This window comes from Gelidibacter gilvus, from assembly GCF_004115975.1.
Classification (GTDB): domain Bacteria; phylum Bacteroidota; class Bacteroidia; order Flavobacteriales; family Flavobacteriaceae; genus Gelidibacter; species Gelidibacter gilvus.
In genome coordinates, this window is the sequence record NZ_SDDZ01000001.1 from 368,047 (window position 1) to 392,771 (window position 24,725).

Below are 24,725 nucleotides of genomic sequence, written 5' to 3' on the forward strand. Positions count from 1 at the left end.
TTACATTATAAAATAAATGACAAAAAAAAGAAGAAAGGGATCATCAAATAAGATCTCTAACCTAACAAATACAATTCTAAGTATTTTAAAAAAAGATAGAAATCAATCCTTCAATTACAAACAAATTGCTGCTAAACTTGAGGTGGATGATGCTTCCAGTAGAAATCAAATTATAAAAAAACTTCAAGAACTCCTAGCTAAAAAGGAAATTGAAGAAACAGAACGGGGCAAATTCAAGGCCGTCGTTACTGCAGAATATCATACAGGAATTTTGGATATGGCCGCTAGAGGGTCAGGATATGTTATTAGTCCAGATTTTGACGAAGATGTCTATATCGCTTCAAATAATATCAATAAAGCCTTAAATGGCGATGAGGTAGAATTCTACGTCTATAAACGCCGTAAGCAAGGTAAGTTTGAAGGTGAAATCACAAATATTATCAAACGTGCCAAAAGTGAATATGTGGGTGTGATACAAATTCACGATAATTATGCTTTTGTAGTGGTCAATAGCACCAAAATGTACACCGATATTTTTGTTCCGATCAATAAAATCAATAAGGCTGAAGATGGGGATGTGGTTCTGGTCTCCCTAGAAAGTTGGGAAAAAGGCGAAGATTCACCTAAAGGAGCCGTATTAAAAGTGTTGGGGAAACCTGGAGAACACAATACTGAAATCCACGCCATTCTAGCGGAATACGGTTTACCTTCTGAATTTCCTCAAGACGTTGAAGACTATGCCAATTCCTTGGATACATCAATCAGTCCCGAAGAAATAGCCAAGCGTCGCGATATGCGAAAAGCGCTAACGTTTACGATAGATCCTAAAGATGCCAAAGATTTCGACGATGCCTTATCTTTTGAAGTATTGGATAACGGATTGTATGAAATAGGAATCCATATTGCTGATGTGTCCCACTATGTGCAAGAAGGCACTATCTTGGATGATGAAGCTTACGAACGCGCCACTTCGGTGTATTTAGTGGATAGAGTAGTACCAATGCTTCCTGAAGTTCTTTCCAATAATGCCTGTTCCTTAAGACCGAATGAAGAGAAATATACCTTTTCTGCAGTGTTTAAGATGAATGATGAGGCAGAAATTAAAGAACAATGGTTTGGAAGAACAGTCACTTACAGTGATGCGCGTTTTTCTTATGAAGAAGCACAAGTTATTATTGAGAATAACGCTACAATTCCAGCGAGGACGAGTATCTCAGAAATAAATACGCTAATCCCTCAAGACATTGCCATAGATGCTTCAGAATACCATGCCGATAAAAACGTCGGTTACGCTGTTTTAAAAATGGATGAAATGGCAAAGATCATGCGTGGTAAACGTATGAAAGAAGGTGCGATTTCATTTGATAAGGTAGAGGTGAAGTTTGATTTGGATGAAGAGGCCAATCCGATAGGTGTGTTTTTTAAGACCAGTCAAGATGCCAACAAACTGATTGAAGAATTCATGTTGCTGGCCAATAAGAAGGTCGCCGAATTTATCGGGAAGCAATCTCCAAAAAAGACGTTTGTCTACCGTGTCCATGATGAACCAGATGCCACAAAATTAGCGACACTTCAAGGCGTCGTTTCTAAATTTGGATACAAACTGAATTTTAAGGATCGCAATAGCATTGCCTCTTCCTTAAACGGATTATTACGTGATGTTCAAGGCAAAAAAGAACAAAATTTAGTGGATACTTTGACCATCAGAACGATGAGTAAAGCCGAATATACGACGCACAACATCGGGCATTATGGTTTGGCCTTTGATTATTATACACATTTTACATCGCCTATTCGTCGTTATCCTGATGTGATGGTGCACCGTTTGTTGCAGCATTATCTTGATGGTGCAAAATCGGCCAATGAAGCTATCTATGAGGAAAAATGTAACCATTCCAGTAATATGGAAAACCTGTCCACAAAAGCCGAACGTGATTCTATAAAATATATGCAGATCAAGTTTATGGAGAACCATAAAAACGAAGAATTTGTGGGTGTTATTTCTGGAGTAACCGATTGGGGAATTTATGTAGAAATCATTTCCAATAAATGTGAAGGCATGGTTTCTGTAAGGGATATGAATGATGATCATTACGAATTTGATGAAACAGAATATGCATTGATCGGAAGAAAAACGGGGATTAGTTATCAACTTGGTGAAGAAGTAGTCGTCAGGGTTAAAAGCACTGATTTAGTTAAAAAACATCTCGATTTTACATTGATAGGAAAACCTCAAATTATTCAATTGTAACAATTCAACAGTAAGTTCTACTGATACTCTAAATTTATAATTATGATCCTCACCACCACCAACTCCATAGAAGGGTTTAAAATATTGGAATATAAAGGCATTGTTTCTGGAATTTCAGTGAATGTCCAAAAAATGAAAATGACCTTTAATATGGAAAAATACTATCAGGCCATTGCGGAAAGTATGAGCATGGTCAAAGAACAGGCCTTCCAACAATTACAGGACAACGCAAAAAAATTAAATGCCAATGCCATTGTAGGAATCAAAGTTGACATCGAATTGACCACGAGCAATTATGTCACAGTTTCAGTAACCGGAACTGCAGTATCAGTGGCCTAAACTTTATGTTTTATTCCCACCATTGGGGTTTAATACCGTCGAAGCTTGTCGCGATTGAATAGACAATTTCTTATTCAGATGCCGATTTGATACAATTTAAATGAAACTCTAAAATAAAAAAAATGAAGATATTACTATCAATAGTGTCACTTTTTTTAAGTGTGAATGCTATTTCACAACAAGACCTTGAGAAAAATTTAGGTGATTTTGGTGAAATTAAAGTTTATGATATGATCAATGTAGAATTGGTTAAATCTGATGAAAACAGGGCGATCATTTCTGGAGATAATAAAAGTGATGTTGAATTGGTCAATAAAAATGGCACCTTAAAAATTAAGATGCGTCTTGGAGAAAGCTTTGTGGGCAATAAGACTACGGTGCGATTATACTATAAAAAAATAGATATTATTGATGTGAATGAAGGCGCTTATGTCTCTTCAGATGATATATTTCAACAAGACAAAATAGAATTAAGAGCTCAAGAAGGCGGGGTGATAAAACTACAATTAGAAGTCACAGATGTTCAAGTAAAAGCAGTTACAGGCGGTGATATTGAAGTCTCAGGTAAAGTTGAAAGGCAGGATATTTCCATTAATACTGGCGGGATTTTTCAAGGGAAATCTTTAGAGTCTGAAACTACTTATGTAGCAATAAGAGCTGCAGGTGAAGCACATATCAATGCGTCCCGATTGGCAGATATAAAAATTAGGGCAGGAGGTGATGTTTATATTTATGGCAATCCAGAAACAGTAAACGAAAATAAAATGTTTGGTGGACGTATTAAACGTATGGATTAGAACGCCACTAAAGCTCATTAAACAGTGAGCATATATAAATCTATCCCTAGCTACGGTTGCGGTTTTGGAGATTTCAAAGCCTTAAAAGGATAAAAAATTATGTAGCTTTGTTGAAACAAGAGTTCTATGTTTGACGAGATTTTATCAGCTATTCCTTTTGGTATCATATTGGCATTTACGATTGGCCCTGTGTTTTTCGTGCTTTTGGAAACCAGCGCTACCAAAGGTTTTAAAAGTGCCCTTATTTTTGATTTGGGCGTCATGTTGGCGGATATTTTATTTATTGCTGTTGCTTTTCTAAGTACCAATAAGTTACTCGATAAAATTAAGGATGACCCCAATTTTCTCGTATTTGGTGGGGTGATTTTAGTGGTTTACGGGATAATTACGTTCACCAAAACTTCAAAATCATTTCGATCAATCGTCAGGGAATACCATAGGGTAGAGATCCAAAAGAATTACGGAAAGTTATTTTTAAAAGGCTTTTTATTGAATTTCATCAATATCGGCGTATTGGTAGGCTGGTTGGGGTTTATTATCATTGCCAATTCATTTACGAATTCCAAAGGGGGAGTGATTGTATTTCTTTCAACAATTCTCATTACTTATTTTGTTGTCGATCTTTTTAAAATTCTTATCGCCAAAAAACTTAAGAATAAATTGACCCCACGTCGTATTTTTAAAACTAAAAAAATCGTTGCCCTGGTGATTTTAGCTTTTGGAGTGTTATTGTTGTCGCAGGCGTTCTTCCCTAAAGAAAAGGAATTGCTCAAAGACCGATTGGAGCAGATCAATCCTTTTGAGAATAACTAGATCAGTTTTTGATTTATAGAACACAGACCTGCCCGTCCGTACAGGCGGGTGGCTCGGATTTCTTATGACAATCATTTATTTTGAACATTTATCAGTGGCCATCTGCTCAATCTGCGTCCTCAGCATTCCATCATTAGAACACAGACCTGCCCGTCCGTACAGGCGGGTGACGCGGATTTCTTATGATAGTCACTGATTTTTAAGCGTTTTTTAAAAATCTGAAAAGTTCGTTTGACAGAACTTAAACCTCTCGGATATTCAAAACCTGAGAGGTTTTTTAGTCTAAATCAGTGGCCATCTGCTCAATCTGCGTGCTCAGCGTTCCATCATTAGAACACAGACCTGCCCGTCCGTACAGGCGGGTGACTCGGATTTCTAATGATAATCATTGATTTTGAACATTTATCAGTGGCCATCTGCTCAATCTGCGTTCTCAGCGTTCCATCATTAGAACACAGATGACGCGGATTTCTTATGATAGTCACTGATTTTAAAGCTTTTTTTAAAAAGCTGAAAAGTTCGTTTGACAGAACTTAAACCTCTCAGATATTCAAAACCTGAGAGGTTTTTTTAATCTAAATCATTGGCCATCTGCTCAATCTGCGTCCTCAGCGTTCCATAATCTTAACAGATGACTTGGATTTCTTATGTTAATCATTGATTTTGAACATTTATCAGTGGCCATCTGCTCAATCTGCGTCCTCAGCGTTCCATCATTAGAACACAGACCTGCCCGTCCGTACAGGCGGGTGACGCGGATTTCTTATGATAATCATTGATTTTGAACATTTAATAGTGGCCATCTGCTCAATCTGCGTCCTCAACATTCCATCATTAGAACACAGACCTGCCCGTCCGTACAGGCGGGTGACGCGGATTTCTTATGATAATCATTGATTTTGAACATTTATCAGTGGCCATCTGCTCAATCTGCGTCATCAGTGTTCCATCCTAAAAATTTAGGAATAAAAAAACCCTCAACGTCAGTTGAAGGTTTCTTGAGGCATCAAGCGGATTCGAACCGCTGTAGAAGGTTTTGCAGACCTCTGCCTAGCCACTCGGCCATGATGCCAGTTTTTGGAAGTGCAAAGGTAAAAAAAATAAACTTGGTAAGCTATTTAGTTTTATTTATTTCGGTGCGATGTTAATTTTATGGTCACTTTTTCCACATCGCCTCCAATTGGCGGATTTAATTTACTCACATAAACCGTCGCTTTTCTCACCAATTGATCTTCGTTAAAAATACGATTTAAGATGCGTTGGGCCACAGTTTCTAACAAATATGAAGGTATGTTCATTTCTTCCTTTATAATCCTGTTAAGCAATACGTAATCTACAGTATCGCTTAATTTATCTGAAGTTGCAGAAGGTTTTAAATCTGCTTTGACCTTTAAATCTACACGATAATCGCTACCAATTGTCGTTTCTTCTTTCAAACAGCCGTGATGCGCGAACACGCGGATATTTTCAACTTTTATAGTACCCATAATTCCTTTTATAGCCGCAAAAATAAGGCATTTCTAGAACTAAAAAAATCCTTAATTTTGCACAGGAATTCTTATTGGATATTTTATTTAAATAAATAATAAGAAATAATGAATAGTCGTATGTCAGAAGAAACAAAACCGCTCAACTTTATTGAGCATATCATAGAAGAAGATTTAGCCAAAGGGATGTCTAGAGACGACCTGCGTTTTAGGTTTCCGCCAGAGCCCAATGGATACTTACATATTGGACATACCAAAGCCATAGGCATCAGCTTTGGTTTAGGTGAAAAATATAACGCGCCCGTCAATTTGCGTTTTGATGATACCAATCCTATCAAAGAAGAACAGGAATATGTGGATGCTATTAAGGAAGATGTGGCGTGGTTAGGCTATACATGGGAAAACGAAGTATATTCTTCAGATTATTTTCAGCAGCTATATGACTGGGCCGTACAACTGATTAAAGAAGGGAAGGCTTACGTTGACTCACAATCTTCTGAAGCCATGGCGGAACAAAAAGGCACTCCAACCCAACCCGGTGTGGATGGACCTTATAGAAATAGGAGTATAGAAGAAAATCTCGATCTTTTTGAACGGATGAAAAATGGGGAATTTGAGGAAGGCTCCCACGTATTGCGTGCTAAAATTGACATGGGGCATACCAATATGTTGATGCGTGATCCGTTAATGTACCGTATTTTGAAGAGACAGCATCACCGAACGGGTAACGACTGGTGCATTTACCCAATGTACGATTGGACCCATGGCGAGAGTGATTATATAGAAAGTATTTCGCACAGTTTATGTTCTCTCGAATTTAAGCCGCACAGAGAGCTTTACGATTGGTTCCTTGACCAAGTAGTCGAGGATGACAGAATACGTCCAAAACAACGCGAATTTGCCCGTTTAAACCTTAGTTATACCATTATGAGCAAACGCAAGCTGCTCAGATTGGTGGAAGAGCAAATTGTTTCTGGATGGGATGATCCGCGGATGCCGACCATTTCCGGATTGCGCCGTCGCGGATACACGCCAAATGCCATTAAAAAGTTTATTGAAACCGTGGGTGTAGCTAGGCGTGACAACATCATTGATGTTGCGCTTTTGGAATTTTGCATCCGTGAGGATTTGAACAAAACAGCACCACGTGTGATGGCAGTTTTAGATCCTGTAAAATTGGTGATTACCAATTACCCAGAAGGAAAAGAGGAGTGGCTGGAAGCAGAAAACAATCAGGAAGATGACAGTGCTGGATTCAGAAAAGTACCTTTTTCAAGAGAATTGTACATTGAAAGGGATGATTTTAAAGAACAGGCAGGTAGTAAGTTTTTTAGATTGACCTTAGATCAGGAAGTGCGTTTAAAGAATGCTTATATCGTAAAAGCCGAAAATGTTGTTAAAGATGACGCTGGAAATATCCTGGAAATCCATGGTACCTATTCTGAAGATCCTTCTATAAAAGTGAAAAGTACGATTCATTGGGTCTCTATAAAACACGCTGTAAAAGCTGAAGTTAGGGAATACGACCGCTTGTTCATGCATGAATCTCCTGATACACATCCAGAAAAGGATTTTATGGAGTTTTTAAATCCAAATTCCTTAAAATTAATAACCGCTTATGTAGAGCCAAGTTTAAAAGATGCTGAGGTTAATGAAAGATTCCAGTTTCAGCGTTTAGGCTATTTCAGTGTCGATAAAGACACCACTGCTGAAAAATTGGTATTCAATAAAACAGTAGGTTTACGAGATTCATGGGCTAAAGAATCACGAAATGTTGGAGCTGAAGCAAAGAAAACCGAAGCTCAGGCAAAACCAAAAAACCACCAACCACAACGTAAAGCTATAGATATCATTCAGCAATTGGGTAAAAAATACACCAATCTTCCTGAAGAAAAACAATTGGCTACCAAGGCAGAAATTCAAGAATTGGCTAAAAATGTCAGTTATGAAGAGTTACAGCCATGGTTTAATACAGCAGCCAAAAAAGTGGGTACCCGTATTGCCACAATGATCACGCTTGGTGTATTATTAGAGCTGGGATTGGAAAAAAATGAAGATATTGATGCCTTTATTACTGCTGGATTAGAAGATAAGAATGAAACTCTTGTTGGCGTCACAAAATGCATCTAGGTTTTTTCTAAATACTAATCTCTTTTTATAATCTGCCGTGCAACCGATTTCAATCGGCATGCACGGCAATTTATTTCTGATCAATTTTCATTCACTTTTAATCGACCTTACTGCAAGAGCTATTAAATGTGCTCTTATGACATGTTTTTTTTGACTTTTTCCCCAGAGCATGAAGGTTGTTATGATACAAGAACTTCATTTTTATTTTATTCGGTTATTGGAGATACATGACATCAAACTTCAGAGAATAAAATAAACCACTTACATTTACAAAGACTGAATTTCAAGGTTCGGTTTTCTTTTTTTTTACTGTGATATACTTTAAACGCTACGGTTCCATTGCTCAAATTCCTCCTGAATGGAATGGCTTGGTTACACATGACCTGTTTCTTCATACCACGTATTTAAAAGCGCTCGAAGACGCTGCACCAGAAACTATTTATCTGCATTATATAGGCGTTTTTAACGACGATATTTTAGTTGGAATTGCCATTGTTCAACGAGTAAAATTATATGCCAAGGATATGTTTAGGAAGGCATCGTCTTCAAAATTAAGGTCTATTTTGAAAGACGGACTCACACGCATTTTAAAGGGAAATATTCTGGTGGTCGGTAATTTGACGCATACGGGACAGCATGGATTGTATTTTAATCCTAATCTTATCTCGCAAGACCTATTTCTGAAAACTTTATTAGAAGCGATTGACGATCTCAAAAATCATATCAGTAAGGAAAATCATAAATCGATAAGAGCGATTCTTTTTAAGGATTATTTCCAGGACGACAGCATCCATAAGTCTTCTAAATTGTTGGATAAATACGGACTATATCCCATTGATGTGCAACCTAATATGATATTAGACATTCGACCACATTGGCACAACATGGACGATTATTTTAAGGATCTCAATAAGAAATATAAAACACGGTATAAACGTGCTAAAAAGAAACTTGGCAATATTACATCAAGAGAATTGAATGAGGAAGCCATTTTTAATACTTCTGAACACTTACATAGATTATACAAAAATGTGTCAAATAATGCCTCCTTTAATACCTTTGTGTTGCCAGAACATCACTTTTATACCTATAAACTTCAGTTAAAGGAAAAATTTAGAATATTTGGGTATTACTTGGATGATGAACTCATTGGGTTTTACACTTTGATTCTAAATAATGAGACTTTGGAAACTTACTTTTTGGGATATGAAGAAGCAAACCAATATGACCATCAGCTGTATTTGAATATGCTCTATGAAATGATGGCGTTTGGAATTAACCATGGTTTCAAAACCATCGTATACGCCAGAACTGCTATGGAAATTAAATCTTCAGTGGGTGCACAGCCAAAAGCGATGTCCATGTATTTTAAACACACTAATCTATTTTTAAATGGTTTGTTTAAACCTATTTTTAAGTTGATGGATCCTGAACAGCGATGGGAGGAACGCCATCCGTTCAAAAACTCAGAAGATTCTTAATATAGAACTAAACATTTTGTTCTTTTTGTTAAATTGGCTAACTTTCTAAGATTCACAAAAAACACTAAAACATGAAATTATCACAAAGTATATTGTCAGAGATTATGCAGGTCACACGGGATATTGAGGAGAACTATCCAGAACTTGAGAAATATTTGGACGAACGGCCATTGACCCTTCCTGATGAAAATGACCCTGAGGCTAAGGTTGACAATGAAGCACTTGAGAAATATTTGAGCAGCTTAAAGGCCATGGTTAAGAAGTATAAGAAGAGCACTAAGTAAATAAAAGAGGCTGATTCATATCTTATGATTCAGCCTCTTTTTTAATTTTTAGATAGTTTTTAAAAACTTTACGACTTCTTATCTTCGTTTTTCTTCTTCAACTTAGCTTCTTTCATCGCCTCACCAATCTGGTTACTTGCTGTAAAACTAGCCACCATATTGTTCAGCATATCACTTCCTGCTTGAGGTGAGTTTGGTAATAATATCAAGTTGCTGTTGACATGCTCACCAATAGATTGAAGTGTATCATAATGTTGCGTCACTACAATCAGCGCAGAAGCTTCCTGTGAGTTGATTCCAACACGGTTTAATACATCAACTGATTCTTCCAAGCCACGTGCAATTTCACGACGTTGGTCTGCAATACCCTGACCTTGTAAACGTTTACTTTCGGCTTCCGCTTTAGCGCGTTCTACAATTAAAATACGGGCGGCATCACCTTCAAACTGTGCAGCTATTTTTTCGCGCTCTGAGGCGTTAATTCTATTCATTGCGGCCTTTACTTGCGCATCTGGATCAATGTCCGTCACCAGTGTTTTAATAATATCATAGCCATAATCTGACATGGCATCGTTCAATTCCGTTTTTACGGCAATGGCGATATCATCTTTTTTTACGAAGACGTCATCCAATTTCATTTTAGGAACTTCGGCACGAACCACATCAAAGACATAACTGGTAATCTGATCATGCGCATAATCCAATTTATAAAAAGCATCATAAACTTTTTTGGAAATAACCATAAACTGAACCGAGATCTTTAAACGCACAAAAACGTCATCCAAGGTTTTTGTTTCTACAATAACATCTAACTGTTGGATCTTGAGGCTCATTCTTCCTGCAATACGGTCAACAATCGGAATTTTCATCTGAAGACCAGAATGGCGAATACTATGAAATTTTCCAAAGCGCTCCACAATTGCCGCAGACTGTTGCTTCACTGTAAAAAATGAGGAAAAGAATATGATTAAACCAATGATAATAAAAGGAATAGCAAGCATAATACGATTTTTAGATGGTTAGATAATGTAAAGTACTAATTTAAATTATATTTACTCAGAATCTTCTCTTTTTTGTTAATAGAAATCCATCTAGATTTATAAGGCTTGTACCAAATAATCAATACGTTGCACTGTTTCAGCCTTACCAATCATAAACATGATTTCAAATACATCTGGACCTTGCATGGCGCCAACCAATGCCAAACGCAGGGGTTGCATGACTTTACCAAAACCGACACCTTTTTTAGCAATCCAAGCTTTGACATCCGTTTGGATATTTTCAACCGTAAAATCTGAAGTGTGGGTAATTATTTGTTCCAATTCACTCATTAATTCCCGAGCATCATTAGTCATAATTTTAGCAAAGGCTTTCTCATCGTAGGTTTTAGGCGCTTCAAAGAAATATGAGGATAAGTCCCAAAAATCAGAAATAAAGGTTGCTCGTTCCTTAATCAATCCAACAACCATTGCAACATAATTGACGTCAATATCTTTTAGTTGTGGCTGGCTCTCCTTAAAGATTTCAGCCAATTCATCATCATTTTGATACTGCATATATTGATGATTGAACCATTTGATTTTATCAGGATCAAATCGGGCACCAGATTTGTGAACACGCTCCAATTCAAAGGCATCAACAAGTTCTTCCAAAGTAAATTGTTCTTGTTCAGTTCCTGGATTCCATCCTAAAAATGCTAAAAAGTTGATCAAGCCATCAGCAAAGTAGCCGTCTTCTTTATAACCTCGAGAAATATCGCCAGTTTGAGGATCTTTCCATTCCAAAGGAAATACAGGAAAGCCCAATTTATCGCCGTCACGTTTGCTCAACTTCCCTTTTCCGGTCGGTTTAAGCAGCAAAGGTAAATGTGCGAATTGTGGTTTTTCCCATCCAAAAGCTTCATATAATTGGTAATGCAAGGCCAAGGATGGTAACCATTCCTCACCTCGGATGACGTGTGTAATCTCCATTAAATGATCGTCAACAATATTTGCCAAATGGTAGGTGGGCATGCCATCACTTTTAAACAATACTTTATCATCCAAAATATTGGTGTCTATGCTAATGTCACCTCTTACAATATCAGTGAGTTGGAGGGTCTGATCCTTAGGCGATTTAAATCGGATGACATAATCCTCGCCATTGTCCAGCTTTTTTTGGGTTTCTTCTTTTGAGAGTGCCAATGAATTTAGCAATAACTTTCTGTTATGCCAATTGTAAATAAAGGTTTTTCCTTGGGTTTCGTGGTCTTTTCTATGATGATCCAAACTTTCGGCTGTATCAAATGCATAATAGGCATTGCCAGATGCTATCAGCTTTTCAGCATAATCCCGATATAAATGTTTGCGTTCACTTTGTCGGTAAGGACCAAATTTTTCGTTGTGATTGGGACCTTCATCAAAAGGAATATTGCACCAATTTAAGGCGTCAATAATATATTGTTCAGCGCCTTCCACATAACGGTTCTGGTCGGTATCTTCTATTCTTAGAATAAAGGTCCCATTATGCTTTTTGGCAAATAAGTAATTAAAAAGTGCCGTACGGACACCACCAATATGTAAAGGTCCGGTTGGACTTGGTGCAAAACGCACACGAACTTGATCAGTCATTTTTTCTATGATTTAGAACTGCAAAGATAGATTTTTCAGGTTCAAGGTTCAAGGTTTGGAGGTTCAAAGTTTAGTGTTACGGGTGATTTTAAATTCACTTTTCAAGCATTCAACTTCAATTTCATTTTCATGACATGCTTCTCCCTAATTAGAAGCGTATCACATTTAGGTAATTTAGTTAATGATTTTTAATTGACTTTTCTAGCATTTCAACTTCAATTTCAACTTCAATTTCATTTTCATGACACGCTTCTCCCTAATTACAAGCGTATCACATTTAGGTAATTTAGTTAATGATTTTTAATTGACTTTTCAAGCATTTCAACTTCAATTTCAACTTCAATTTCATTTCCATGACGCGCTTCTCCCTAATTAACACAAGCTTATCACATTTAGGTAATTACAGATTAAAATAAAATTGTAGTTTAGTAGGTTATATAGCTGAGATCATTTCTCCTAAAAATGAAATCTTTTAAAAATCACCAAATCTGTGTCAAACAACTTTAAAACCATACAGACCAAACTAGAACAATTTATCAAGCGCTATTATACTAACGACTTGATAAAGGGTGGCATCCTGTTTTTTGCCATTGGTTTGTTGTATTTATTATTCACGCTGTTTATTGAGTATGTATTATGGTTGGGTCCAACGGCAAGGACCTTCTTATTTTGGATTTTTGTAATTGTAGAATTGGGTTTATTTGTCCGGTTTATTCTTTGGCCATTATCAAAATTGTTCAAACTTCAAAAGGGGATTGATTATGAAGAGGCCTCCAAGATCATTGGGAAACACTTTCCTGAGGTCAGTGATAAATTACTGAACGTGCTTCAACTTCAAAGTAACTCGGATCAGTCTGAACTCTTGATGGCGAGTATTGAACAAAAATCGGCTGAACTTCAACCTGTGCCTTTTAAAATGGCGGTGAATTTCAAGAAGAATGTGAAGTACCTAAAGTACGCCGCCATTCCGATCTTGATTTTATTAGTGACCTTCATTAATGGGCATTTTAACTGGTTTAGTGATAGCTATGAACGCGTGGTTAATTATAAAATAGCTTATGAACCGCCGGCGCCATTTCAGTTTTTTGTGGTCAATGACGAACTTCAGGCCATAGAGAATAAAGATTTTAAATTGATGGTAAAAACCGCTGGGAATGTCGTTCCGGAGAACGCCCAAATTCACTACGCTGGTGAAACTTATTTTTTAAGGCAAACCGACCCAGGGTCTTTTGAATATGTTTTTCCTCAATTGAAAAATCCAGTTTCGTTCACACTTTCTGCCAATAAAGTAGTGTCCAAAGCCTATCAGTTAAGTGTTGTTAACGTACCAACGTTGGTTAATTTTGAAATGCTTTTGGATTACCCGACCTATATCAACAGGAGGGATGAAGTCTTAAAGAGCACTGGCAACACTACTATCCCGGAAGGGACAACCGTGACCTGGAAAATTAATACCCGTGCTACTGATCAAGTGGTCATGTACGCCAATGATACGCTTCAGTTTGAGCCTAAATCTAACACTTCTTTTGAAATTTCCAAAAAACTGTATTCGAGATTAGATTATAATATCACAACAAGCAACGCCTCTTTAAAGGACTACGAGAATTTAGCCTATAGTATTCAAGTCATTAAAGACGCTTATCCTGAACTCAGTATCAAGGTTGAACGAGATACCATTGATAATCAATCGCTCTATTTTTACGGGCAGGCCAGTGATGATTATGGATTGAGCAAGGTGCAATTGGTATATTATCCTACTGATAATGAATACGATAAGCTTATGGAGACCATCGTGATTGCCCAATCTAATTTCGAGGAATTTGTGACGGCATTTCCAAATAATCTGAAGTTGAAAGAAGGTGTGACCTACGAATTGTATTTTCAAGTGTTTGATAATGATGCCATTCATAATCATAAGAGTGTAAAAAGCGCAGTTTTTACCTACAGAAAACTTACTCGGGATGAAGAAGAACTGAAACAACTTAAAGAGCAAAGTGAAACCATCAACAATCTGGATAATTCTTTTGAGAAAATGAAACTTCAGGAAAAGCAGCTGGAAGAATTATCGCGAACGCAAAAGGAAAAGGAGGAACTTAATTTCAGTGATAAGAAAAAACTGGAAAACTTCATCAAGCGTCAGAAGCAGCAGGAGGAAATGATGCAAAATTTTAATAAGCGGCTTAAAGACAATCTGGAGGATTTTCAAAAAGAAAATACCGAAAATGATCCCTTTAAGGAAGATCTTAAAGAACGGTTAAGGGACAATGAGGAACAACTTCAAAAAGACGAAAAGCTTTTAAAGGAACTTGAGCAGCTTCAGGATAAAATCCAAAAGGAAGAGTTGACCGAGAAACTTGACCAATTGGCAAAGCAAAATAAAAATAAGCAGAAGAGCTTACAGCAATTATTGGAATTGACCAAGCGTTATTATGTTGCCAAAAAGACTGAAAAGTTGCAACGGGAACTCGACAAGTTAGCAGACAAACAAGATCAATTATCGAAAGAAGATAAAGATTCGAACACCAAAGAAAAACAAGAGGAGTTAAATAAAGACTTTAAGGATTTTCAAGAAGAATTGGAAGAACTCCAAAAAGAGAACCAGGCTTTGAAAAAGCCATTGGACGTGCCACAGGATAAGGAAGCGGAAAAGGAAATTCAAAAGGATCAACAAGATGCCTCCGATGATCTTCAAAAGAAAGAAGATGCAGAAGAAAAGAATGATCAAAAGAATGCAGATCAAAAGCAGAAGGATGCGCAACAAAAGCAGAAGAATGCGGCAAAGAAAATGAAGCAAATGAGTTCAGAAATGGGCCAATCCATGATGTCTGGAGGTCAACAGCAGATGCAAGAAGACGCGACCATGTTACGTCAGATTTTGAAGAATCTTTTGCTGTTTTCCTTTGAACAAGAAGATTTGATGGATCAATTTAAAAGCATACAAATCAACCATAATCAATACGGTAGTTTTTTGCGAAAACAAAGTAGTTTACGCGAGCATTTTGAGCACATTGAAGATAGTTTATTTGCCTTATCCATGCGTCAACCTAAGCTTTCAGAACATGTGAATTCTAAGATAACCGATGTGTTTTTCAATATTGATAAATCCATGGATCAACTTTCTGAAAACATGTTGTACCAAGGCGTCGCTACCCAGCAATACACCATGACGGCAACCAACGATTTGGCGAATTTCTTGAGTGATGTTTTGGATAATATGGAAGCTGATATGAATGCCGCACAAGGTGAAGGATCTGGAAAGGGTCAGGGACAAAGTGGCGGTTCTGGTAGTATGCAATTGCCTGATATTATTATGAGTCAGGAAGAATTGAATAAGCAGATGGAAGAAGGAGTTAAAAAAAGTACATCAGGTAAGGAGAAGGAAGGTGAAGGTAAGGAAGATGGCGATGGTAAAGAAGGTGAAAAGGGAGATAATAAGTCTGGTAAGGATGGTAAAGAAGGCGGTGAGGGGAATCAGCAGGGCGAGGGTGAAGGTTCTTCTGAAATCATGAATGGTGAGTTGTATCGCATTTATCAGCAACAGCAACAATTACGTCAAGCTTTACAGGACAAACTAAAGGAACTGGGTAAGTCAGGTGAAGGGCAACAGCTCTTAAAACAAATGGAAAACATTGAATCGGATTTGATAAATAAGGGTTTTACCAATCAAACCTTACAACGCATGATGAATTTGCAACACCAACTTTTGAAGTTGGACAATGCTACTTTTCTACAGGGGGAGGAAAATAGGCGTGAGTCCAATACGAATAGAAAACAATTTGAGAACACTGCCAATGATCAAATTCCAACGGCGAAAGAATATTTTAATACTACTGAAATATTAAATCGACAAGCTTTACCTTTGCAACAAATTTACAAACAAAAGGTACAGGACTATTTTAAAAAGGAAAATGATCAGCTTTAATTACGAAACAGATTTTGAATTACTTAATGAAGACGAGTTGTCTCAATGGATTTCTGATACCATCATTAATGAAGGATTTAAGGAAGGAGAAATCAATTATATTTTTTGTGACGACGCCTATCTTTTGGACCTCAATATAGAGTTTCTGGAACATGATACCCTGACCGATATTATAAGTTTTGATTACACTCTTGGAAAACTTATTGGTGGCGATGTTTATATTTCAGTTGAAAGAGTTAAGGAAAACGCTAAGGATTTTGCCGTTACTTTTGAAAATGAATTATGCCGGGTCATGATTCATGGGATTCTTCATTATTGCGGCTACAAGGATAAAAGCGAGAGTGACGAAGCTGAAATGCGCTCGAAAGAAAACTACTACATATCTAAATTACCTTAAGTATCGGGAAATCAGCGTATATTTGCAAACTTTTCTTTTGAGTAAGAATTGGTTAGCAGAATTACTCTGTTTTATTTTCTAGTTCTTGGTATCAAAAGAATATAATGTTCCACGTGGAACAATCGAATTTTAAATTAACAAACCATGTTTGATAAAGTATATGATGTAATTGTTGTTGGCGGGGGTCATGCTGGTAGTGAAGCTGCAGCGGCGGCTGCCAATATGGGAAGTTCTGTATTATTGATTACGATGAATCTTCAGAATATAGCGCAAATGTCTTGTAATCCTGCTATGGGAGGAATTGCCAAAGGACAGATTTTACGTGAGATTGATGCCTTAGGTGGCTATAGCGGAATTGTGAGCGACACATCCGCAATCCAATTTAAAATGTTGAACAAGTCTAAAGGACCTGCTATGTGGAGTCCTAGAGTTCAATCTGACCGAATGCGCTTTGCTGAGGATTGGCGATTGATGTTGGAGCGGACGCCAAATCTTGACTTTTATCAAGATATGGTATCAGCACTTATTGTAGATAATCATCAGGTGGTCGGTGTCAAAACGTCTTTAGGATTAGAAGTTAGAGGCAAAACTGTGGTGCTGACCAACGGTACTTTTTTAAATGGATTAATCCATATTGGTGATAAGAGTTTTGGAGGAGGCAGAGCAGGCGAAAGAGCAGCTACTGGAATTACAGAACAGCTGGTCGAATTGGGATTTGAATCCGGGAGAATGAAAACTGGGACTCCGCCGAGAGTGGACGGAAGATCTTTGGACTATTCACAAATGGTGGTGCAGCCCGGTGACGAAGTGCCAGAAAAATTTTCTTATTCTGACATTACGAAACCTTTGACACATCAACGCGATTGTCATATGAGTTTTACGAGTCCGTTGGTACATGATTTGCTTAGGGAAGGTTTTGATCGCTCACCAATGTTTAATGGTAGAATTAAAAGTACGGGTCCGAGATACTGTCCTTCCATTGAAGATAAAATCAATCGGTTTGCGACGAAAGATCGCCATCAAATATTTGTTGAACCAGAAGGATGGAACACGGTGGAGGTGTACGTAAATGGATTCTCTACATCGCTTCCAGAAGATGTTCAGTTTAAGGCCTTGCGTTCAGTAGTAGGTTTTGAGAAGGTGAAATTTTTCAGACCCGGATATGCTATTGAGTATGATTATTTTCCACCGACGCAATTGAAGCACACTTTAGAAACTAAGTTGATCAAAGGCTTATTTTTTGCGGGACAGATTAATGGAACGACCGGTTATGAAGAAGCTGCTTCACAGGGGTTGATGGCAGGAATTAATGCGGCCCTTTTAGTTCAGGAAAGAGATGAGTTTACGCTAAAGCGTAATGAGGCTTATATTGGGGTTTTAATTGATGATTTGATTACTAAAGGCACCGAAGAACCTTATAGAATGTTCACTTCTCGTGCTGAATATAGAACGTTATTGAGACAGGATAATGCCGATTTGAGACTCACGCCAAAAGGATATGAGCTTGGATTAGCGAGTGAAAAACGATTGAAACGGATGGAGGAGAAGCATTCTAAGTCTGATGCTTTTGTTGAATTTTTTAAACAGACCAGTGTTGAGGCAAAGGATATCAATCCTATTTTAGGAGATAATGATTCCGCCTTGGTCAATCAATCAGGAAAACTCTTTAAGGTTTTTGCACGTCCAAATATTTCTATGGAGGATATCCGGAAAATTGAAACCGTCGACGCTTATATCCTAGAGCATGATTTGGATAAGGAAACCATCGAGCAAGCTGAAATACAGGTCAAATATTCTGGATATATCGACAAGGAAAAGAACAATGCTGATAAACTTAATCGGTTGGAGGATTTGAAAATTCCTGATGGTTTTGACTATTCCCAAATGAAATCAATGAGCACTGAAGCGAGACAAAAATTGGAGAAAATCCGTCCTCGAACCATTTCACAAGCTTCAAGAATCAGTGGCGTTACTCCAAGTGATGTGTCGGTACTATTGGTTTATATGGGTAGATAAGGTTCTGTAAAATCAAAATGTTCCACGTGGAACGTATGGGTAATTGTTATTGCTACTATTTGTTTTGGATAGACTTTAATCACCTTAAAGTGGCTCAAAATTAAACAAATTGATTTTGGATATCTTTAGTTGAAAGAATGTTCGCAGGACAAACCTATCAGTTAAAATAAGAAATTAATCAGTGTTATCTGCGTTCTATTATTTGAGATAAAGAGGGTAGAAGTGTTTGGTAGGATTTTGTGTTGGAAAAGTATTGACCAATTCTAGGAAAAGATTCAAGCTATTGATTAATTTCGGTCCCGTAAAATCAATTTAAAACATTCAATTGAGCGTGTCAAATCCGTCGCAACAAAAAAGCTATATCAAAGTTAAAGACCACTCTGTTTCCCAAGAGAGTTTTGAGTTATTATATAATGTCGATTTAGAAATGCTCGAAACATTTCCACAGCCCTCTACAGATAAATTACCCGATTATTATAAGAGCGACGATTATATTTCGCATACTGATGGTAAACGGAATGTCTTTGAAAAAGTTTATCACTTTGTAAAAGGGATCGCTTTAAAGCGAAAGATGAAGCTTATAGATTCCATTTCAAATAATACAAAATCACTATTGGATGTTGGCTGTGGCACTGGCGATTTTCTACAAGTCGCTTTTGAGTCCGGTTGGACCATCACAGGAATAGAACCCAATGAGCAGGCCAGAACACTTGCCAATAAAAAAACAAACGATGCTATTTTGAATAGTGAGCAACTTTTCACTCTTCAATCACAAAGTTTTGACGTCATTACATTGTGGCATGTGCTGGAACATTTACCAGACCTTGAAGTCCACTTTTCTTTATTCAAAAAATTATTAAAACCGGATGGAGTTTTGATTATTGCGGTTCCTAATTTTAAAAGTTATGATGCGCAATTGTATAAAGAGTTTTGGGCGGCTTATGATGTGCCAAGACATCTTTGGCATTTTAGTCAGGAATCAATAAAGAGATTGGCAAATGGCGTGCAACTGGAATTGATGAAAACGCTACCAATGAAATTTGATGCGTTTTATGTGAGCTTACTTTCTGAAAAATATAAGTTTGGTAAAATAAATTATTTTAAAGGATTTTGGAATGGATGCCGATCCAATTGGAGAGCAGGACGCACAGGGGAGTATTCTTCACTGATTTATGTCTTAAAGCATCAGAAGCCGTGATTTTAGCCTTTTTAAGAAAGGATTTTCGCTACTTCGCGGGTTTGCCTATGCTTTTCTTTAAAAGCTTCTTAAATCAACCCTGAAAAGGCGATTTCTTATCGATAAAACTAATAGATTATGTCGTTCTCATAAATATAAACTATACTATATATTTTATTAAAATTCACATTGACTTTATTACATTTGCAACAAAATTTTAAAAACACAAAAATGAAAAAAGGTTTTATCGCTCTATTAACTTTAGTGGTGTTATCATCATGTCAGGAGCAAACAAAAATTGGATTTGTTGATAATAGCAAATTGATTAATGATTACCAGAAGAAAAAAGATATTGAAGCTAAATTTCAAGTTGAAATTGATGCCTTCAATAGAAAAGTTGATAGTATCGGTCAATCTTTTCAAACTTTAGCTGCTCAAATGCAAGAAAAGGATCCACAAATGGTTCAAAAGAGTTCTCAGGATCAATACCAAGCTTTGGCACAACAGTACCAACGTTTTCAACAGCAGTTTCAAATGGAAGAACAACAAATCCAAAAGAAAAGCCAATCTCAAATAGATACACTTATTAAAGACATCAGAAGTTTTGTAAAAGATTACGGACAAAAGAATGGCTATTCCTTTATATTAGGAAGCAATGAAGCTGGTAGCGTCATGTATGGCAAAGATAGCCAGGATTTGACCAAAGACATTTTGGAAGCACTTAACGCTGAAAAAAAGAAGGACTAATTCCTGTAAAATAGTATAGATATCCAATAAGAGCCAGTTTTTAACTGGCTTTTTTATGTAGTAAACGGGTCAATTTAATCGAGAGATCGGTTAAGATGATTTTGGAATTTCCGTTACGTTCAATATGGTAAATGGCATCTTGAAGCTCTTGACTGATTTCCATAATGTTGCCTTCATGTACAAAAGGCGCGAAATTTTCAAGCTTAAAGTTTTTGGTTTTCGGTTCTATAAATACCAATTGATTGGCATTATAATTCAGTAAAAGTGCCTGCCTGAAAAAATCGATGCAAAACTGCAAAAACTGCTTTTGTGTCTCACGACCGGTTTTGGCAACTTGTTCACTCCAACTTATCAGATCATGAATGGCGCTTTTATTGCCTTTCGCCTTAAAAGCACTACGGATCCAAAACACAAACCATTCTTCAAATTGTATATCTTCAGAATCGTGATATACTAAATCACAAGCCTTATTGTAATTTCCGTTAGATTGCCGAGCAATTTTTGTGGCCGTCGCCTCGTCTAGCTGGTAGTTTTCCTTGAGGGCTTCCGTTATAACAGCGTCTGCCAATGGTGGAAAATGGAGTACTTGACATCTCGATCTTATCGTATTGATGATCTGTCCCTCATCTTCAGCAATAAGGATAAAGACGGTTTTAGCTGGCGGTTCCTCGATAAGCTTTAAGAGTTTATTGGCTGCAGACGTATTCATTTTTTCTGCCATCCAAATCAACATGATTTTATAACCACCTTCATAGGATTTTAGCGAGAGTGCCTTGACAATGTTTAAAGCTTCATCAACACCTATTTGTCCTTGTTTGTTGTCAATACCCAACATGCGGTACCAGTCAAAAAGATTTCCATAAGGTTGTTCTTTAAGTAGTTGTCGCCATTCTTCCATAAAATGATTGGAAACGGGATGACTTTTTATTTTATCGGTAGTAGCAACCGGGAAAGCAAAATGTAAATCGGGATGGGAAAAGTTTTTGAACTTCAAATTGCAATGCTCATTTCCACCTTTATTTTCAGAATTCTTATTGCCACAAAGTATGTATTGTGCATAAGCAATGGCCATTGGTAAAGTTCCCGATCCTTCTGGACCAACAAACAATTGGGCATGGGGGATACGGCCATTGTCCGCGCTCTGGGTTAAATGGTTTTTGAGATGTTCCTGTCCTAAAACGCTACTGAATTGCATGGCACAAAACTATGTATTTTTTTTCATTAAAAATTTGTTGAAATTGAATTCTCAAAAGAATGCATTTATAATCATTTCAGAAATGGTTACATTTGTTTCCATTTTAAAATAAATAGACGCCCATGAAAACCTTGAAAGATTTCAATTTTAAAAATAAAAAAGCACTTATCAGAGTAGATTTTAATGTGCCTTTGGATGATCAGTTTGTAGTCACTGATGACAGCAGAATAGTTGCAGCAAAACCAACCATATTAAAAATATTGGAAGATGGTGGCAGTTGTATTTTGATGTCGCATCTGGGACGGCCAAAAGGTGTTCAAGGAGAATTTTCATTGAAACATATTCACAATAAGGTGGAAGATATTATAGGGGTAAAAACCATTTTTGTTTCAAATAGTATTGGTGGAGAAGCTCAAGCCGCTTCAGATAATTTACAACCGGGTGAAATATTACTTCTTGAGAATCTTAGATTTCATGATGAGGAAGAGGCTGGAGATAAAGATTTTGCCGAGAAATTATCAAAATTAGGTGATGTCTATGTGAATGATGCTTTTGGAACGGCGCATAGAGCACATGCTTCAACGGCTGTAATTGCCGATTTTTTCCCAGAAAGAAAATACTTCGGTTATCTATTGGAGCAGGAAATGGAAAGTATCAAGAAAGTAATGGAGAATGGTGAAAAACCTGTATTGGCAATTCTTGGCGGGGCTAAAGTGTCTTCTAAAATCACCATTATAGAAAATATATTAGATAAGGTTGACCACTTGATTATTGGTGGCGGAATGACTTTTACTTTCGTAAAAGCACAAGGAGGAAAAATTGGCGATTCGATCTGTGAAGATGATAAAATGGAATTGGCTTTGGAAATCCTCAAAAAAGCCAAGGAAAAAAACGTAAAAGTCCATCTGCCGGTTGATGTCATCGCAGCTGATGCCTTTAGCAATGACGCCAATACCCAAATTGTCAAGGTTAGCGAAATTCCTGATGGATGGCAAGGTTTGGATGCCGGTCCACAAACTATTCGAAATTTTCATGAGGTCGTGCTTCAATGCAAAACCATATTATGGAACGGTCCTTTAGGTGTTTTTGAAATGGAGAATTTTGCGAATGGCACTATCGAGCTTGGTAAGTCAATTGCGGAAGCCACCAAAAATGGCGCTTTTTCTCTGGTAGGTGGTGGCGACTCGGTGGCCGCTGTGAAACAATTTGGTTTTGAAGATAAAGTGAGTTATGTGAGTACAGGTGGTGGCGCTATGTTGGAGAGTCTGGAAGGAAAAACGTTACCGGGAATTGCTGCGATTTTGAAATAAACAGCTTGTTAGGAGGTCACTACCCTCTCAAAAGTATAGATAAAAGGGCGATTTATTCGGTGAAATGCATTTATGTGTGTTAAATTGTTGTTTTATATAATCATTTTAGATATTATTGTACGAATTTAATCAACTCATCGTTGACATATAAAACACCTTACTAATGAACCAAAAACTAGTATCTCTGACTTTTGGTGCCTTGTGTGTATGTGGTCTTAGTTTCTCTCAAGTTAAAACTAAAAAAGCAAACACTCCCACGGCACCTGACAAAACTGTTTCAGTTCAAATTGATTCCATTAGTGATGGGAAGAATTTGGATGCGATCGAAATGGCAATAGTAGCCGATTCCTTATCTGCAAAAACCATTGAGGATTTGCAATTAGCATCAGAAATCGACCAAAAATGGCTCGACGAATTGTACAGCAACGAATTGTTTGATAGTATCTATGCCTCTGTTACAGATTTGAAGTATGATGCTGTTGACTATCCTGAATTGCCTACTGACACTTTAAAAGCAAGGCTTCATAAGCTAAGCTCTAAAACACCTTTTAACATAGAATACAATGAGTCTTTAGAAAGTGTCATCAAATCTTACTTAAAACACCGACGTAATTCTTTGGAGCGCTTGATGTCTTTGAGCGACTATTATTTCCCAATGTTTGAAAGAGAACTGGACAATTATAATATTCCGTTGGAAATAAAATACTTGGCCATTGTTGAATCGGCATTAAAGCCGAGAGCAAAGTCTCGAGTAGGTGCTACAGGTTTATGGCAATTTATGTTTGCTACCGGTAAGCAGTATAATTTAAATGTAACCAGTTATGTGGATGAACGGAGTGATCCGCTTAAATCTACAGAAGCGGCCAGTAAATATCTTGCTAGACTTTACGAGATCTTTGGCGACTGGGATTTGGCCTTGGCTTCTTATAATTGTGGACCTGGTAATGTCAGTAAAGCCATCCGACGTTCAGGAGGTTATGAGAATTACTGGAATATCAGGCCTTATTTGCCAAAGGAAACTGCGGGATATTTACCAGCTTTTTTAGCAACGATGTATATTTTTGAATATGCTGAGGAACATGGATTTAAAAAACACCGACCAGAATTTAGATATATTGATACGGATACCATTCACGTCAAGCAGATGATCAGTCTGGATCAGGTATCAGAATTGCTGGAGCTGCCAATGGAAGAACTTCAGTTTTTAAACCCATCTTATAAGTTGGATATCATTCCTTATGTTGAAGGAAAAAATTACACGCTCAGATTGCCAAGACATGCCGTTGGAAAGTTTGTGACCAATGAAGCGAGTATTTATGAGTTTGTGACCAATGAAATGAACAAACGCGAAAAGCCATTGCCTCAATTGTTTGAGTCCGAAACCAAAACTACCTATAGGGTGGTGTCTGGAGACAATTTGGGGAAGATTGCCCGACAGTTTAATGTAAGGGTGTCGCAGTTAAAACAATGGAACGGCCTGAGGAGTAATGATCTTAAAATAGGACAGCGTCTTATAGTTTATAGAACGCAGCCTTCTACTTCTGCATCAAAGTCGGTAGCCAATGTTTCTACAAAACCGACGGTTCAAAATAGTACTTCAAACAGTTCTAAGACTTATAAAGTAAGGTCTGGAGATTCGTTATGGAGCATTTCCAAAAAGTTTCCTGGAGTTTCAATTCAAAATATCAAAGATTGGAACGATATTAGTGGTAATAATTTAAAAGCAGGAACAACACTTAAACTTTCGCGTTAAGTGTTATAAATTTAAAA

Annotated in this window: 18 protein-coding genes and 1 tRNA gene; 14 read left to right on the forward strand and 5 right to left on the reverse strand. The window is 37.2% G+C overall.

Annotation, left to right across the window (positions count from 1 at the left end; genetic code table 11):
- Positions 1–16 precede the first annotated feature (16 nt).
- From rnr to ESZ48_RS01595, 4 genes are all read left to right on the forward strand, one after another.
- Positions 17–2,251: a ribonuclease R gene (rnr, locus tag ESZ48_RS01580; protein ID WP_129015552.1), complete on the forward strand. Its 2,235-nt coding sequence runs from the start codon at positions 17–19 to the stop codon at positions 2,249–2,251.
- A gap of 42 nt (positions 2,252–2,293) precedes the next feature.
- Positions 2,294–2,590, forward strand: coding sequence for a YbjQ family protein (locus ESZ48_RS01585; protein WP_129015553.1), 297 nt, complete (start codon positions 2,294–2,296; stop codon positions 2,588–2,590).
- A gap of 122 nt (positions 2,591–2,712) precedes the next feature.
- Complete coding sequence (locus tag ESZ48_RS01590; RefSeq protein ID WP_129015554.1) at positions 2,713–3,387, forward strand: head GIN domain-containing protein; 675 nt, start codon at positions 2,713–2,715, stop codon at positions 3,385–3,387.
- A gap of 126 nt (positions 3,388–3,513) precedes the next feature.
- Positions 3,514–4,200 carry a LysE family translocator gene (locus ESZ48_RS01595; protein ID WP_129015555.1) on the forward strand — a complete coding sequence of 229 codons (687 nt, stop codon included), beginning with the start codon at positions 3,514–3,516 and terminating at the stop codon, positions 4,198–4,200.
- A 1,001-nt stretch (positions 4,201–5,201) separates the two neighbouring features.
- Here the strand turns inward: ESZ48_RS01595 and ESZ48_RS01600 are convergent.
- Both ESZ48_RS01600 and folB read right to left on the reverse strand, forming a co-directional pair.
- A tRNA-Cys gene (locus ESZ48_RS01600) sits at positions 5,202–5,272 on the reverse strand.
- Between the two features lie 52 nt (positions 5,273–5,324).
- Positions 5,325–5,687: a dihydroneopterin aldolase gene (gene folB / locus ESZ48_RS01605; RefSeq protein ID WP_129015556.1), complete on the reverse strand. Its 363-nt coding sequence runs from the start codon at positions 5,685–5,687 to the stop codon at positions 5,325–5,327.
- A 120-nt stretch (positions 5,688–5,807) separates the two neighbouring features.
- On the opposite strand from folB, the gene ESZ48_RS01610 reads away from it, so the two are divergent.
- From ESZ48_RS01610 to ESZ48_RS01620, 3 genes are all read left to right on the forward strand, one after another.
- Positions 5,808–7,817, forward strand: a complete 2,010-nt coding sequence (locus ESZ48_RS01610; protein ID WP_129016040.1) for a glutamine--tRNA ligase/YqeY domain fusion protein — start codon at positions 5,808–5,810, stop codon at positions 7,815–7,817.
- A 311-nt stretch (positions 7,818–8,128) separates the two neighbouring features.
- Positions 8,129–9,298 (forward strand): GNAT family N-acetyltransferase, encoded by a 1,170-nt coding sequence (locus tag ESZ48_RS01615; protein WP_129015557.1) that lies wholly within the window; start codon positions 8,129–8,131, stop codon positions 9,296–9,298.
- A 71-nt stretch (positions 9,299–9,369) separates the two neighbouring features.
- Complete coding sequence (locus tag ESZ48_RS01620) at positions 9,370–9,582, forward strand: hypothetical protein (RefSeq protein WP_129015558.1); 213 nt, start codon at positions 9,370–9,372, stop codon at positions 9,580–9,582.
- Between the two features lie 68 nt (positions 9,583–9,650).
- Here the strand turns inward: ESZ48_RS01620 and ESZ48_RS01625 are convergent, their stop codons facing one another.
- Together ESZ48_RS01625 and gltX are read right to left on the reverse strand one after the other, a co-directional pair.
- The gene (locus tag ESZ48_RS01625) at positions 9,651–10,583 is read right to left on the reverse strand and encodes an SPFH domain-containing protein (protein WP_129015559.1); all 933 of its coding nucleotides are present in this window, start codon (positions 10,581–10,583) and stop codon (positions 9,651–9,653) included.
- A gap of 96 nt (positions 10,584–10,679) precedes the next feature.
- On the reverse strand, positions 10,680–12,191 hold the full coding sequence (gene gltX / locus ESZ48_RS01630; RefSeq protein WP_129015560.1) for a glutamate--tRNA ligase: 1,512 nt from the start codon (positions 12,189–12,191) through the stop codon (positions 10,680–10,682).
- Between the two features lie 490 nt (positions 12,192–12,681).
- On the opposite strand from gltX, the gene ESZ48_RS01635 reads away from it, so the two are divergent.
- From ESZ48_RS01635 to ESZ48_RS01655, 5 genes are all read left to right on the forward strand, one after another.
- Complete coding sequence (locus tag ESZ48_RS01635) at positions 12,682–16,113, forward strand: DUF4175 family protein (RefSeq protein WP_129015561.1); 3,432 nt, start codon at positions 12,682–12,684, stop codon at positions 16,111–16,113.
- Positions 16,100–16,510: an rRNA maturation RNase YbeY gene (gene ybeY, locus ESZ48_RS01640; RefSeq protein WP_129015562.1), complete on the forward strand. Its 411-nt coding sequence runs from the start codon at positions 16,100–16,102 to the stop codon at positions 16,508–16,510. The genes ESZ48_RS01635 and ybeY overlap by 14 nt, the downstream gene beginning before the upstream one ends.
- A 144-nt stretch (positions 16,511–16,654) precedes the next feature.
- Positions 16,655–18,526 (forward strand): tRNA uridine-5-carboxymethylaminomethyl(34) synthesis enzyme MnmG, encoded by a 1,872-nt coding sequence (mnmG, locus tag ESZ48_RS01645; RefSeq protein ID WP_129015563.1) that lies wholly within the window; start codon positions 16,655–16,657, stop codon positions 18,524–18,526.
- A gap of 325 nt (positions 18,527–18,851) precedes the next feature.
- Positions 18,852–19,724 (forward strand): class I SAM-dependent methyltransferase, encoded by an 873-nt coding sequence (locus tag ESZ48_RS01650; RefSeq protein WP_223266326.1) that lies wholly within the window; start codon positions 18,852–18,854, stop codon positions 19,722–19,724.
- A gap of 210 nt (positions 19,725–19,934) precedes the next feature.
- Positions 19,935–20,450, forward strand: a complete 516-nt coding sequence (locus ESZ48_RS01655; protein ID WP_129015564.1) for an OmpH family outer membrane protein — start codon at positions 19,935–19,937, stop codon at positions 20,448–20,450.
- 40 nt (positions 20,451–20,490) lie between these two features.
- Here the strand turns inward: ESZ48_RS01655 and ESZ48_RS01660 are convergent, their stop codons facing one another.
- Entirely contained in the window at positions 20,491–21,645 is a 1,155-nt protein-coding gene (locus ESZ48_RS01660) for a DNA polymerase III subunit (RefSeq protein ID WP_129015565.1), read from the reverse strand.
- Between the two features lie 122 nt (positions 21,646–21,767).
- On the opposite strand from ESZ48_RS01660, the gene ESZ48_RS01665 reads away from it, so the two are divergent.
- Positions 21,768–22,955: a phosphoglycerate kinase gene (locus tag ESZ48_RS01665; protein WP_129015566.1), complete on the forward strand. Its 1,188-nt coding sequence runs from the start codon at positions 21,768–21,770 to the stop codon at positions 22,953–22,955.
- 163 nt (positions 22,956–23,118) lie between these two features.
- Positions 23,119–24,708, forward strand: a complete 1,590-nt coding sequence (locus ESZ48_RS01670) for a lytic transglycosylase domain-containing protein (protein WP_129015567.1) — start codon at positions 23,119–23,121, stop codon at positions 24,706–24,708.
- Positions 24,709–24,725 lie beyond the last annotated feature (17 nt).

Bases quoted from the DNA above. Each gene is read 5' to 3' on its own strand.
- ESZ48_RS01595 (WP_129015555.1), top strand. From the start codon at position 3,514: ATGTTTGACGAGATTTTATCAGCTATTCCTTTTGGTATCATATTGGCA.
- mnmG (WP_129015563.1), top strand. From the start codon at position 16,655: ATGTTTGATAAAGTATATGATGTAATTGTTGTTGGCGGGGGTCATGCT.
- ESZ48_RS01660 (WP_129015565.1), bottom strand. From the start codon at position 21,645: ATGCAATTCAGTAGCGTTTTAGGACAGGAACATCTCAAAAACCATTTA.
- gltX (WP_129015560.1), bottom strand. From the start codon at position 12,191: ATGACTGATCAAGTTCGTGTGCGTTTTGCACCAAGTCCAACCGGACCT.
- ESZ48_RS01625 (WP_129015559.1), bottom strand. From the start codon at position 10,583: ATGCTTGCTATTCCTTTTATTATCATTGGTTTAATCATATTCTTTTCC.
- folB (WP_129015556.1), bottom strand. From the start codon at position 5,687: ATGGGTACTATAAAAGTTGAAAATATCCGCGTGTTCGCGCATCACGGC.
- ESZ48_RS01590 (WP_129015554.1), top strand. From the start codon at position 2,713: ATGAAGATATTACTATCAATAGTGTCACTTTTTTTAAGTGTGAATGCT.
- ybeY (WP_129015562.1), top strand. From the start codon at position 16,100: ATGATCAGCTTTAATTACGAAACAGATTTTGAATTACTTAATGAAGAC.
- ESZ48_RS01665 (WP_129015566.1), top strand. From the start codon at position 21,768: ATGAAAACCTTGAAAGATTTCAATTTTAAAAATAAAAAAGCACTTATC.
- rnr (WP_129015552.1), top strand. From the start codon at position 17: ATGACAAAAAAAAGAAGAAAGGGATCATCAAATAAGATCTCTAACCTA.
- ESZ48_RS01670 (WP_129015567.1), top strand. From the start codon at position 23,119: ATGAACCAAAAACTAGTATCTCTGACTTTTGGTGCCTTGTGTGTATGT.
- ESZ48_RS01655 (WP_129015564.1), top strand. From the start codon at position 19,935: ATGAAAAAAGGTTTTATCGCTCTATTAACTTTAGTGGTGTTATCATCA.
- ESZ48_RS01620 (WP_129015558.1), top strand. From the start codon at position 9,370: ATGAAATTATCACAAAGTATATTGTCAGAGATTATGCAGGTCACACGG.
- ESZ48_RS01610 (WP_129016040.1), top strand. From the start codon at position 5,808: ATGTCAGAAGAAACAAAACCGCTCAACTTTATTGAGCATATCATAGAA.
- ESZ48_RS01585 (WP_129015553.1), top strand. From the start codon at position 2,294: ATGATCCTCACCACCACCAACTCCATAGAAGGGTTTAAAATATTGGAA.